The organism is Caldibacillus sp. 210928-DFI.2.18, assembly GCF_020554505.1.
Classification (GTDB): domain Bacteria; phylum Bacillota; class Bacilli; order Bacillales; family Caldibacillaceae; genus Caldifermentibacillus; species Caldifermentibacillus hisashii.
Window position 1 is genome coordinate 57035 of the sequence record NZ_JAJCHL010000004.1, and the last position, 14268, is coordinate 71302.

The 14268-nt window shown below is 36.8% G+C and carries 8 protein-coding genes; 6 read left to right on the forward strand and 2 right to left on the reverse strand.

Annotated elements, in window-relative coordinates:
* Nucleotides 1–67: 67 nt before the first annotated feature.
* The 5 genes from LIZ98_RS02200 to LIZ98_RS02220 all read left to right on the forward strand — a co-directional run bounded on the left by LIZ98_RS02200 (nucleotide 68) and on the right by LIZ98_RS02220 (nucleotide 10171).
* A complete protein-coding gene (locus LIZ98_RS02200) occupies nucleotides 68–1099 on the forward strand; it encodes a Wadjet anti-phage system protein JetD domain-containing protein (RefSeq protein WP_375293561.1) in 1032 nt (343 codons plus the stop codon).
* Nucleotides 1081–2601, forward strand: a complete 1521-nt coding sequence (locus tag LIZ98_RS02205) for a replicative DNA helicase (protein ID WP_227138771.1) — start codon at nucleotides 1081–1083, stop codon at nucleotides 2599–2601. The genes LIZ98_RS02200 and LIZ98_RS02205 overlap by 19 nt, the downstream gene beginning before the upstream one ends.
* Complete coding sequence (locus tag LIZ98_RS02210; protein ID WP_034768879.1) at nucleotides 2582–3325, forward strand: DUF6063 family protein; 744 nt, start codon at nucleotides 2582–2584, stop codon at nucleotides 3323–3325. The genes LIZ98_RS02205 and LIZ98_RS02210 overlap by 20 nt, the downstream gene beginning before the upstream one ends.
* Nucleotides 3309–7730, forward strand: a complete 4422-nt coding sequence (locus LIZ98_RS02215; RefSeq protein ID WP_227138772.1) for a hypothetical protein — start codon at nucleotides 3309–3311, stop codon at nucleotides 7728–7730. Before LIZ98_RS02210 ends, LIZ98_RS02215 begins: the two co-directional genes overlap by 17 nt.
* A gap of 383 nt (nucleotides 7731–8113) precedes the next feature.
* On the forward strand, nucleotides 8114–10171 hold the full coding sequence (locus LIZ98_RS02220; RefSeq protein ID WP_227138773.1) for a catalase: 2058 nt from the start codon (nucleotides 8114–8116) through the stop codon (nucleotides 10169–10171).
* A 112-nt stretch (nucleotides 10172–10283) separates the two neighbouring features.
* Here LIZ98_RS02220 and LIZ98_RS02225 read toward each other — a convergent pair whose 3' ends face one another.
* Nucleotides 10284–10688 carry a ribosomal maturation YjgA family protein gene (locus tag LIZ98_RS02225; protein WP_227138780.1) on the reverse strand — a complete coding sequence of 135 codons (405 nt, stop codon included), beginning with the start codon at nucleotides 10686–10688 and terminating at the stop codon, nucleotides 10284–10286.
* Nucleotides 10689–10796: 108 nt separating this feature from the next.
* Nucleotides 10797–10979, reverse strand: coding sequence for a DinB family protein (locus LIZ98_RS02230; RefSeq protein ID WP_227138774.1), 183 nt, complete (start codon nucleotides 10977–10979; stop codon nucleotides 10797–10799).
* Nucleotides 10980–11459: 480 nt separating this feature from the next.
* On the opposite strand from LIZ98_RS02230, the gene LIZ98_RS02235 reads away from it, so the two are divergent.
* A complete protein-coding gene (locus LIZ98_RS02235) occupies nucleotides 11460–14267 on the forward strand; it encodes a DEAD/DEAH box helicase (RefSeq protein ID WP_095141387.1) in 2808 nt (935 codons plus the stop codon).
* Nucleotide 14268: the final 1 nt, after the last annotated feature.

Below are 14268 nucleotides of genomic sequence, written 5' to 3' on the forward strand. Positions count from 1 at the left end.
GAATGACATTTCCACAATCCCTTAGTAAAATAAAAGTACCTAAAGAAAAAGTTGTGAGTTTAAAGGAGTGCTAGGTTTGGAAGAATTAAAAAGAATCCTCTCTGTTTATCCGAAACGTATGATAGATTTAACCCGTTTAGAAGAATTGACAAAATCCTTCGTTCATACTTATGAGGAGTTTGCGGACGTCATTCTGCAATTGGAAAAGGACCAGATACTGGAAATGGTAAAATCCAAAGGACGGACGGCACGGACTCCATCCCTCGCCTATCAGTACCGTATTCAAAAAAGTGTTTTGGCCTCAAGCCATCACCAAGAATTGCAAATATACCGGAATAAATTGCATCCCGCCATACTACTTGATGAATACTTCCGGATTGATCCGGTCGTATGGAAACAAGACCTTCCCTTTATTGAAAAAATCGATCATTATTTAAAAGCGTTTGGTTTCCCCAATGAACCGGTTCCGGCACCTGAGCGTAGTTTTGAACTGGTACATGATGAAAAATGGATTGTCGAAAAGGGAGGAAAAGAAGTTTTAGAACGGATTGGTCTTTATGAACGGTTACAAATTATTCCGGTTTCAGAACCGTTAATGTTTGCGGTTAATCCGGGACAAATTCATAGAGAGAACCAATTCCATCTTATTGTTGAAAATAAAACGACGTATCAAGGATTGTTGCCGGCCCTCGTGGATACCGAATTTTCAACCTTAATTTATGGTAGCGGCAAAGTAATTATTAAAAGCATTGAACAATTTCCCGCTCAATATCCGGTCGAAGCCAATCATGAGTTTTTTTATTTTGGCGACCTTGACCGAGAAGGTGTGTCTATTTGGTACTCGTTAACGAAGCGACAATCGGTAAAATTAGCATTGCCGTTTTACATTGCCTGTTTAGCCCAAGAACCGGTAAAAGGAAAAGGTTACCAATTAGAAAATCGAGAAGCATTACAAGCTTTTTTAACAAATTTTTCTAAACTCCATCAAGACAAAATTCAAAAATTATTACGACTGGGAACTTATTATCCGCAAGAAATACTAAAATCGAAACAATTGCAAGCGATTTGGAGGGAATCTGATTGGAAAGCCTTGATCTAAAAGAAATAACGACCGGTTACATGGAGCGGATGAGAAGGCTTGCCCTCTTTGACCCGTTATACGATTTGGAACGGAAACGGGAAGTTGACTTAGAAGGTAAAAACATTGATATGAAAGGCCTTGGTCTTTTAGCTTTACTATTTTTCTTTGAAAATAAACTGATTCGTGAATCAAAAACAGGTGTTAAGCAATTGGCGGCCTTTCTTAAAGAAATGACCCATCAAGTTTATATATTGCGTGACGAGAAATATGAAGAGTATGCCCGGACCATCATTCAAACGTTCAGACCGACACATGGGAAAAAACGAAGCTATAAATATTTTGATTGGGAAAAAAAGGAAACGGGTGTCATCGAATATTCAATACTAAAAGCAAACAATTTTGATGTGCAAACAAATGCACAGTATTATACATTGGATGACGACGGACTGGAACTGATTTTTGCCACAAAAGAGTTTTACAGCGAGTTTCAATTGTCAATCAATCAATTAATTTTACGAAAACAGCTGGAAAAGGGCGAGTTTAAAGGGGCCCTCAGACAAATTAATGAAATGCGGATTGATGTGGAAACCCTTGAGGACCGCATGGAGAAATTAAAACATGAAATCCAGCGCAGCATAGTATCTGAGGAAACCTTTGAACGTTACAAACAGCTTCTCGATGATATTTACGGCCGGCTCGAACGGGAAGACGAGGAATTTAAGGAGTTGCGTAATTTTGTCAAAGAAACAAGGGAACGGTTATATGCCCAAGATGTCCATAAGAAAGAACGAAATGCGTACAATTATATTTTAAAAATTAACCGCGAACTGGAAGAAGTGCATTATGAGCATTCCCACTTACTTGACCAGACTTTTCATTTAAAAAATACAACCTTAATGACAGCGCAGGAATCGCTTTATTATGCAGGCATGCAATCGTTCAATTTTGATCAGGATTTAGTGTCACGAGTCGTATCAGCACCACTGCCCATGGACGCAATGAAAGGGTTGCTTCATCCGTTTTTAAAAGTAGAGGAAAATCGGACATGGTCACCCCTTACTGTTTTGGCGGAACAAAACCTGGTTGAGGAACGCGAGGAAAAAGTGGAATATCATTTCCTTGACGTAAACGATGACAATACCAATGATCCGTATCGTTTATGGCTTACAAAAAAATACGGTGAATTAATGGAACTGTTTCTTCAATCCTATGAAAACAATGGTGTTCGAACATTATCCGGATTTTTTGCCTATTTGGAAAATCAAGGGATGGAGGAGATCTATCAACAAAGATACTTTTACGACTTCTGGCTGATTTTGCACCAGCGTTCACCGGTTCATCACGGAAACGAGGATGAAACAAGCGGCAAAACGGTGCTTGGTGAGGCACTGTCCAGCTTAAACGGACGGGTGTTAATAGTAACGGAAAGAAATATAATTATTCAAAAAGTCGACAGGTATTCCATCCAGGATATGACATTTGAATTGGAGGGGACAGACGATGGACTATTCAGAGAGTAAAGTAATCCAAGCCTTTCAACTGTATACAAAATTGGCGCGAGACGGTGTACTTGGTGTTGATAGTGTCCAACTATACAATGCCGATGACGATATCCGCGCATTACTAGACCTATTTAGTTACGAAGTCGATTGTGTCATCATTAAAACAAGTGAACAACTTTTCTTCGTACCAAAAACAAGGCTTTCTCCATTCCACGTATCCAATGATTGGATTAAGAAAAATTATTTACGGTCTGGCGCAACGAACGGAGACATTTATTTGCTCTATTTTTGTACATTAATCTTATTTGGCAGCTTTTATGACTCCTATCAAAGCCATGAGCCGACAAGACAATTTCTGTCATTGGAAGACTGGGTTCATTCTATCCAGGACCGCATCGACCAACTGAAGTCTCATGATATCGATGAGCTAAAAGAACTAGAAAAAGAGTTTTCTTATAATTGGACGGTAATCATCGAGAAATGGGATGATATGGATGATATTAAGGAAACCGCCAAACGACAGTCCGGAAATACGATCAGTCGATTAAGCTTTATCGACACGGTACGAAGATTTTTAAAAGACCAAGATTTAATCCAAGATATCGGTAATAATGAAGTGACTTTGACTGAAAAGGCGATGACCATTATTCAGCGGTTCTTTATGGAAGTCGAATTCAACAAAGGGATTTTTGAATTTATTTACGGTTTTGAAAAGGAGAATGAAGATGCCGGCTATCAGTAAAATCCGACTAACAAATGTAGTGTATGAAGAGGGAAAGAAACGCTATAATGATGAACTGTTTTTCTTTGATGGGTACAATGGTGCAATTCTACTTGAAAACGGCGGCGGGAAAACGGTTTTTATTCAAACGGTCCTACAGGCGATCATCCCCCATACTGACCTGGCTGAAAGAAAAATAAAAAACACATTAGTTCTTGAAAACGCACCGGCCCATATTGCGATTGAATGGTTAATTAATGAAAGACCGAGACGCTACGTCGTTACCGCGGTTACACTGTTTACAACAAAAGACGGACTGGATTCATTGCGCTATGTGTATGAGTACGGAGCGGGTGACGCTCACAGTATAGAGGAAATGCCGTTTGTCAGGGAAGGGAAAAATGGAAAACGTCCGGCGGAAAAAGGAGAAATGCAAGATTACTATAGCGGCATGCGGGACAGAAATTTTTTAGCAAGAACCTTCTCCACAATTAAAGAATATCGAAAATTCATTGAAGAACAGTACCATATCATTGCCGAAGAATGGGATAGCATTGTTAAAATCAATAGCTCAGAAGGCGGTGTAGAAGCTTTCTTTGATGATTGTAAAAGTACGAATCAATTATTCGACCGGCTGTTAATCCCAACAGTGGAAAACTCGATTTCCGGTCATGATCCGAAAATGTTTGCCGATATGTTTGAAAAGCGACATGAAAGCTTAAAACAATATAAAAAATTAAAGGAAACGATTGAAGAAAATAAACGCATTCAAGCTGAGTTGGAAAAGTATGTGGCAACCTTTGAAAAGCTTCATATAGCAAAACTTGCATACGACAAGACAAAGCAGCGAGCAAAAGGCATTTGGGAAGAAATCCAGATGCAAAAAAGCAATATGAATGAAGAACACCATGGAATGATGCAAACATTAGCAGAGTGGCAATCAGCTTATGATCATTACCAAGTTAAAAAAGCTTCCTACCAAATCGCCATAGAAAAATCGAAATTTACGGCGCTGGAAAAAGAATATGAAGAAGTTTATGCCAATTTTAGCCAAAGGGAAGAGGAATTGGCAAATGTTAACAGGGACTATTATTCTTTAAAACTCGCCAAACTAAAATTGGAGTTAAAGAACTATCAAGACGAATTAACCATGATTGAAAAAGAAATCGAAAAGCTGGACCAAACAGAAGAATTGGAGGACCTTGAAATCCAGCTGGAGGAGGCAAAACGGTCATTGCTCGGCTACTTTGTTGAAACAATGGACGAGATTAAAAAAGAAATTTCTCAAGTTCAATACGAGTTGAACCCGATTCAGGAACAAATCGAAGCGATTCAAAAACAATTGGATGAAGCCGGGAAACTCGAATCGGAAAAACAAAAAGAAACAGCTGCGATTGAAAATCAGATTCGTACACGTCAAACGGATTTAGCAAAACTGGAACAATTGCTCCTTGCTAATCCGAAACAACAAAAGGTGGAAAGTGAATATAAACTTTGGCAAGACCGTTATCAATTTTTAGACGAAGAAGTCATCCGATTAACCGGAGAAATAAAACAATTGGAACATGAGCAAAAAGAAATCAGCCAAAGTATTGATGAACTGAAAACAGAACGGGAACAAGTGCAAAATTCTTTAAACATCATTGAGAATGACAGGGAAAGAATTGATTATGAACAGCGAATACTTATTGAAAAATTAAGTCTTCTCCGCCCCGGGTGGTCGTCTCTTGAGTCAATTTATGATCTGGAAAAATCAATTTTCTCTCGACTTGAGGAGTCGATTGATATTTTATCAAAAGAGAAAAAAGAGTTGCTATATAAAGAACGGATTGCATACCGATTGGTAGACGATTACGGTAAACAGCAACTGTTTTTCAGCGATTCCTATATTGATTCTCACATAAAATCGTGGAAAAACCAATTTGACTATCTTCTTACCGGTGTCGAGTACTTACAAACCCTTGATGAACATGAATACGAGAAAATGTGTTCCTATCCACTATGGTCACTTACACTCATCACAACGAATAAATCGAAACCGGCCTTACAAGAAAAATTGCAGATGTCAGCTGAACAATTGCATTTTCCAATCCAAGTAATGACGTTGGAAGAAGCAGCTACAGTTGATATCATGACGGATGACGTTCATACATGGGTGATTCCGCTTCATTGGCAAAAAGGAATGAACGAAGAGGCTTTTGACCATTGGAAAACAGAAATCAAGGAGCGGGCAAAAGCGGCAACCGATACTCGGGAAGCAAAAGAACAAGAACTGAAAAAATGGGAGACAGGCTTAAGAGATTTCCAACAATTTATTACCATGTACCCGTTTGAAAAAGTCCAACTATTAGATGAATCCCGTTCCGAACATATTCGAAAAATTGATGAAATGTCAAGAAAAATCAAGAATGAAGAGGAAAAGGGTGGGATCTGCCAAGAAAAAGGAAAACAATTTGCTGAAACGATTTCTGAATTCAAAGAAGAAATGCAGGGATTGGAACGAAATTTGGAAAGGGCGATGGAATATTTTCAATACGTCCGTGAAGTAGAAGAGGCGAAGAAAAAGGAAAAACAACTAATGAATGAATTGGAAAATATCCAAAGAAAGATGACCCGTTGGAACCGGCAGTTGACTGATTATCAAATGCAGGAAAAATCACTGGTAGAACGAAAAAGGGATCTCGAGTCTAGTTTAAGATTCTATGAAAATCTTGATGAATATCAAGCTGTGCGTTCCTATAGTCCGATTTTTACCGGAGAAAGTAAACTGGCCATTCAAGAAAAAATGAACACGATTCAATTAAAATTGCAGAAAATCAGTCAAAGTTACGGAGAATGGAAAGCAAGACGGGAGAATGCCATTCAAAATATCAACCGAGTCCAATTAGATATGGACGAACTTCGGAAAGAGCAATCACAACTCAATGAAGAACAAGTTTTTCCGAGTGATGGCGAACAATTAATGGAAAACACACGCCGGCTAATGGTTCAATTAGCCAAAGAAGTTAAAGGTTTGGACAAGATGAAAACAGAAAAATTGGCGGCAAAAGAAGGGCAAAAAGGAAAATGGCAATTGACGATTGACCAGTTTCAACGGAATTATCCTGATGTGGAAATAGTCGAGTTTACTGAAGCCACTCTCGATGAAGAAAAAGACCTTTTAGTACAAGAAAAACGGGATTTGGACGAAAAGAAACAATATATTGATACGCAACTGAGCCGTATTCAAAAAGAAATACAATCGATTAATGAAGCTGAACGGGAAATGGACCGTTTTATTGAAAAACATCATTTTGACGCACCTAATATTGAAGCGACTCCTTTAAATGCCGATGAGAAAATGGCGTTTACCTATCACCGAAAACCGTCTGTTCAATCGATAATCCGTGAACTGGAGTCGGCCCGAGAAAATGTTGACGGGGAAAATAAAAATGTCGGAAACGGGAAACAAACGTTCAGACAGTTTTGCCAAACCATTTCCGACTTTAAGATGCGAAAAATGGCGGAAAACGGCGTCGATTTTAAAGATACGTATGACGAATTACTCGAATTTCAGCGAAACATGGTCAAACGAATTGAAATAGCAATAAATTATGCCAACGAAAGTATTCGCAAAGAAGATGCCGCTCTTCAGGCATTTATCAACCAAATTCATACGCATTTAACAACCATTGTAGAAGAACTGCGGGAAATTCCAAGAAAAACAAAGGTCAAAGTAGGGGATGACTGGAAAACCATTTATTCGTTCTCGATTCCGGAATGGGAAGAAGAGGAAGGAAAAAAACGAATCAGAGATTATATCGAATGGATCCTAACTCAATTAGAATCAGAACGCTATGTCAAACCGGATGGCAGTCAAGATGATATGAAAATAAGAAAAGATATTGAAATGTGGTTACAATCGAAGCAACTCTTGCAAAACGTTATGAAGAATGAAGCAATGAAAGTAAGCTGCCGAAAAGTAACGAATGAAAACAAGGTAACGACAAGATCGTATTCATGGGAACAAAGTAATGTCTGGTCCGGCGGGGAAAAATGGAGTAAAAATATGACATTATTTTTAGGGATTTTAAATTATGTAGCGGAAAAGAAAAAACAAAATCGCCCCAACACAAAACTTCATCGGGCCGTTATATTGGACAACCCGTTTGGTAAAGCTTCAAGCGATCACGTATTAAGTCCGGTCTTTTTTGTTGCCGAACAATTAGGTTTCCAAATCATTACGTTGACCGCCCATGCAGAAGGGAAATTTTTACAAGATTACTTCCCGATTATCTACAGCTGCCGGTTAAGGGAATCGAACGATAATAACAAACAAGTGATGACGAAGGAGCAATGGTTACACCGGGCATACTTCCAAGACCATGACCCGGTCGTCATCGAGCGACTCGGTCAAACAGAACAGTTGAGTTTGTTTGATATGTAGGGTGGATGCGACCGATAAAGGACAACCCAAGCTAGGGTAGCGTTATTGGTTTATAGTTAAATATCTTTTGAGAACAACGTCAGGTATTCGTGTGATAAGGATGGAAGGGTTATTGGTTATTATCTTTTGAGAACAACATTGAGAAAAATACTATCGGATTTGCTCTCTCTGATATGTACCTGTTTTATCCCGGCTTCTGTTTTGTGAAGTCGGGTCTTTATATGTTTGTTTGCCCCGGTAGTTGCATTTATCGAAGCTATCTTTGAAGGGCTGATAAGTGAGAACTGCGGAGTGGTAATGGAGGGACTGAAGTGAATATTGGACTTCCCTATTGGCATACGTATACTTAGAGAATGGAAATTTACTAATATGAGGGGGATTCCATGGGTGATTCAAAGAACTTCAAGAAGTTGAGTGGGAATCGTAAAACAGATCAACTCAATCAGTTCCGTGTTACCAATAAAGGAAAGAGGCTAACGTCTAATGAAGGGGTAAAGATCTCCAACAATGAATATACATTAAAAGCAGGAGTTCGTGGTCCAAATTTAATGGAGGATATCCATTTCTTTGAAAAACAAATGCATTTCGACCATGAAAGGATACCTGAGCGAGTTGTACAGGCAAGAGGGTTTGGGGCGCATGGCGAGTTTGAATGTTATAAATCAATGCAGCAATATACAAAAGCTTGTTTTCTTCAAGAACGTGGGGCAAAGACGCCTGTTTTTGTCCGGTTTTCAAATTTGCAAGGAAATAAAGGGTCAAGTGATACAACACTAGGGCCACGTGGGTTTTCAACTAAGTTTTATACGGAAGATGGGAATTATGATTTACTAATGTTTTCGGTACCGGTCTTCATACTCCACGATGCCTATAAGTTTGCGGATGCGATTCATGCACTGAACCCAGAGCCCCATAATGATATCCCGCAAGCATCCTCTGCACATGATAATTTTTGGGATTTTGTTGTGAACAATCCGGAATCAACTCATTTCGTTATGTGGGCAATGTCAGATCGAACGGCTCCAAGAAGTTGGCGAATGATGCAGGGGTTTAGTATAAATACATTTCGTTTTGTAAATGAAAGTGGGAAATCAACATATGTCAGATTTCAATGGAAACCTGTCCTTGGTGTCCATTCTTTATTGTTAGATGAAGCACAAATCATTGCCGGTATTGATCCCGACTATCATCGCAGGGATTTGTGGGATGCGATTGAATACGGCGCATTCCCTGAATATGAACTAGGTGTGCAGATACTTGAAGAAGGGGATTCGGCTGAATTTGATTTCGATATTTTAGATCCGACAAAGCTATGGCCGGAAGAGGTTGTCCCTGTAGACGTTATTGGTAAAATGACTTTAAATCGGAATGTAGATAATTATTTTTCAGAAGTAGAACAAGTGGCATTTAATCCGGCCAATGTCATTCCGGGAATAGATTTTTCAGATGATCCGATTTTACAAGGAAGATTATTTGCCTATAGGGACACACAAATGCATCGACTGGGTAGCCCAAACTTTAATGAAATCCCGATTAATCGTTCGGTTTGCCTGGTTCATAATTATATGCAAAGGGGATATATGAAGCATTTCATTTCTGTTGACAGAGTAAATTACCAGAAAAATTCTCTGGCCAATAATTTTCCAGTTCCATCTCATCCAAGCGAAGGCGGCTATACGCATTATCCGGAGAAGGTCGAGGGCTATAAAGTTAAAGCTGTCCCTGATTCATTTAAAGATTACTTTTCTCAGCCAAAAATTTTCTGGAATAGTTTATCGTTTATTGAAAAACAGCATTTGATTCAAGCACTTTGTTTTCAACTCAGTAAAGTTCAAAGTCACTCAATTCGTGAGAAAGCTATACAAATGCTTAGCCATGTGGATGCAGGAATGGCCACCATGATAGCTGATTATGTAGGAGTCGAGCCACCAAGCGGAGGTAACCAAGTTTCAGTCACATCTTATTTCCCATCCTTAAGTATAGCAAATGCAACGAAATATCCAATAACATTAAGAGTTGGCATTTTGATAGGTCATAATTTTGACGATGAAGAAGTAGGGGATGTCATTCATGCACTCAAGAAACACGGCATCTTTATAGATTTTATTAGTGAAAAGCTAGGAACAATAACTGGAGTTGACGGAACAAAAATCACTGTCAGCCAAACTTTTTTAACAACAAATCCGAATTTATATGATGCACTTTATGTTGTTGGAGGAAGTTCGAAACGAGAAAAGAAATTCAACCAAGAGATGATGAATTTTTCCATAGAAGTATATAAACATTATAAACCAATCGGAGTTGCAACGAATGCTGAGAAATATCTTCCGGTATCGGGAGAAAATAATTTATTAGGCGTTGTATTTGCTAAAAATAATCCGAACTTTAAAGATGAATTTATTGCTGTCATTGCAGAGAGGCGATTTTGGGAACGGGTCTGACCCACGGTACAAGCTAGACCCGGCTAAAGGTGTCTGTCCCTTCGTACATGTAAATAGTTGAGGAAGACCGCACTTATAACTCCTGCGCTCATCAAAGTTCCTTAGCCACTTCTTACATGAAACAGTTGAGACAGACCCTATCTACAAGAGCTGCAGTAATGATCCCTACCGTATATCGAAACAAATCCACAACAAGAAATCCTTTCCCTAAAATTAATGAGCCCAGTACAGTCCCCCGAATCTGATTAACCCAAACTGCTTGATACAGTTGACTAAATTCGATAGTATAGCTAAACAAAAAACTAAGAATAATAGCTGTTAACCGGCTCCTTCCCACGAATAGGAACCGAAAACCGAAATACACCATCCCAGCCCAAATTGTATCCCCGGCATTTTCTGCAATAAATAATGGGAGCATCTGACTGTACTTCCTCGATGCTAGTCCTAATAAGATGGTAATCACCACAGCAATCAAAAAAGTGAATCGCGGGTGATGAGTAAAACGGGTCAAAAACATTTGTTTTTTATGCAATTTGATTCCCCTTCGATATTGAGATTCCCACTATGTAAAAAATTTACTAATCACCTTAATCCTTTGCCTGCTCCAGTCAGGCACCGTCTTATACTAATTGCTCATAAAATTTTTCATCTGTCCAATATGATGTTGATCATGCCAAATAAAATCGTTAACATATTGATGTATAGTAAATAGATTTCCGTCTGCATCTTCATGTGCTTTCATGAAATCTTCATCAGTAAATGATTTTAATAGACTTAAAATTTCCCCGCAATATTGAACCGCCTCCAATGATAATTCCTTCAAACAGCATTTTTAAATCGTTAATCCGTCTTTTTTTTCTTTTGGCAACTTTACATAAACGCTACAGAGTATAATATTAACATAATCGTGATTCGAATTTTCAAAAATATTATATCATAACCAAACAAATGTTTCAATTAATTTCTGTTTATGTAAATATTTACACCATAGCTTCTTAAATATAATTTTAATCTGTTTCATTTGAACAAAATATTGCATCTGTGAGTCAAAATATATATAAATTATGAAATTTTGCTTAAGTTTTCATAAATGAATAATGAAATATGGCTTTAGTATTTGCCAAATTCAATTATAATGGAAGTAACAGATGTTTGGAAAAAAGTATGGAACGACAACAAGAAAGTGATTACACTAATATTATATATAACAATTGTTTATTGTGATTTATTGGGAAATGTAAATGATGATCAAATAAAAATAATTGAATAACTTTGTAGGGGTTTTAAAATGGAAACAGATAAACGGTTAATTGTAAATTCTAATAATGGCAATTTATTAAATGAATTAATCAAATCATTAAATGAGTGTGAATCTTTCTATTTTAGTGTGGCCTTTATTAATTTCAGTGGTCTTCAGTTACTTTTAGATTCCTTAAAAGAAGCGGAGTATAGAGAGATAAAAGGAAAAATAATTACTTCTACATATTTAAATTTCACCGAGGTCAAGGCGCTAGAGAAAATTCGTACCTTTAATAATATAGACTTAAAGGTATTTCATAATTTTGATGAAAAAGGGTTTCATACAAAAGTTTACATTTTTGAATATCAAGATACATTTAAAATAATCATTGGATCCGCAAATATTACGCAAAGTGCATTAAAAAGTAATATTGAGTGGAATGTTGAAATTGTCTCCAAAAATGAATCGAATTTTATAAAAGAAGTTTTAAAAGAATATAACTATTTGTGGAAAATAAGTGAAGAAGCAACTGATGAATTTTTAAACGAATATCAAAACTTCCTAAAGACAATAAACAAGTCAAGGCCAATGTCTCAATTAACATTTGAAAGAAATTATATTGTTCCCAATCGAATGCAAAAAAGGGCGATTGAAAGCCTTGAGCGATTGAGAAATTATGGAGAATCGAAAGCGTTGGTTATTGCTGCGACTGGAACAGGAAAAACATATATGTCAGCTTTTGATGTGAAAAATTATAAGCCTAAAAAACTACTATTTGTCGTTCATAGGGAAGAAATTTTAAAGAAAGCGCTGGAGACATTCAAATTTTTATTACCCAATGAAAATATTACTTTTGGATTGTTAACAGGAAATACAAAAGACAAGAATGCTGATTATATTTTTTCAACGATTCAAACTCTTTCTAGATGTTATCACGAATTTGGAAAAGAAGAGTTCGAATATATTATTTACGATGAGGCTCATCACACAACAAGTCCCAGTTATCAAATTGTTATGAATTATTTCATCCCAAAATTTATGCTAGGGATGACCGCAACACCTGAACGTAGTGACAATATGAATGTGTTTGAACTATTTAATAATAATGTGGCTATTGAAGTTCGATTACATGAGGCTTTAGAAGAAAATTTAATTATCCCTTTCCATTATTTTGGAATTACAGATATTGAGGGGATAGATTTAAGTGATGTGGATATTGACGATATTGCCGAAATAACAAAGCGGTTAAATGTAAATAAACGGGTAGATTTCATTATTGAAAGAATGAATTTTTATAGTCATGATGGGGACAAACGAAAATGTTTAGGGTTTTGCGCAAGTATCGAACATGCAAAGTATATGGCTGATGAGTTTACTAAGCGAGGTTATCCTAGTGTCTATTTACATGGTGAACATTCCCCTGATGAAAGAACTTATTTTATTAATCGATTAGAAGATGATAAGGATGAACTTCAAGTTATTTTTTCTGTAGATATTTTTAACGAAGGAGTGGACATTCCCTCAATTAATACCGTCCTCATGTTACGGCCGACAAGTTCTCCTATTGTTTTTATTCAGCAGTTAGGTAGGGGATTAAGAAAGCATGAAAGTAAGTCATTTTTGACGGTTCTTGATTTTATTGGCAATCACTCAAAGGTTTTCTTAATTGCAATAGCTTTGAATGGAAGTCGTTATTACGATAAAGAAAGCTTAAAAGTGGCAGTGTCTACAGGATTTGCCAATATGCCGGGTGCAACTCATATTCAAATGGATGAAATATCGAAAGAACGCATTCTCGAACAAATTGATCGGGAAAATTTTAATTCATTAAAATATTTACGTGAGGAGTATTTTGAATTTAAAAAAATGAATCAAAGGAAAATTCCTTATCTTTTAATGGATTATTTAAAATATGATGGCGCACCCGATCCAGTAAAATTTATTAATCGAGAAAAGACCTATTTACACTTCCTTGCAAAAACTGAGAAGAAAGAAGGAATCAAAAAATTATTACTGAATGATGCCTTTGAAAGAACTTTAAAAGATTTGTCAGCAAGACTACCTTTAAAGCGAATCTATGAGTTTGTTATTCTTAAAATTTTGCTTGAGCAACATGAAATTACGATGAAAGAGGCAAAAAGCGAGATTTTAAAACACGTTGAAAAGGTTGATGACGATAGTATTCGCCATGCTTTTGAAGTGTTGAACCAGGATTATTGTGATAGAGGACAAATTAATCGGGGTGCCAAACTTCTTGAAATTAAAAATGGTAAAGTGTCAAGAACAGAAATGTTTTATCTTGTCCTTCAACATGACCAATATCGTAAATATATAAAAGATGTCATTCATTATGGCATATTTAGATATGAGAAGGAATTCAAACGGGATTATTATGGTGTACCTCATTTCAAATTATATGAACAATATCAAATGATGGATGTCGCCCTTTTATCAAATTATCGCAAAGTACACAGTTCGTTTAGAGGATCCGGTCTCTTAACAAATGGAAATGAATATTTTCTTTTTATTGATTTGCATAAAGAAGCTAATATTAAAGAAAGTATTAATTACAAAGATAAATTTATTGATAGGCGGTATTTTCAATGGCAAACCCCAAATAGCACGGCACAATCTTCTGAAAGAGGGCAAAGTATTATTTTCAATCAAGTGCGGGGTATCCATCTTCATTTATTTGCTCGGAAATATCGGGAAATAGATGGAAAAACAGAACCGTATATTTACATTGGTAAGGGGAATACGGTTCATTATGAAGGAGAAAAGCCAATTACAGTAAAACTTGAACTGGAGCATGAAATTCCTGCCAATCTATATACTGAATTTACACAAATGGTATAGT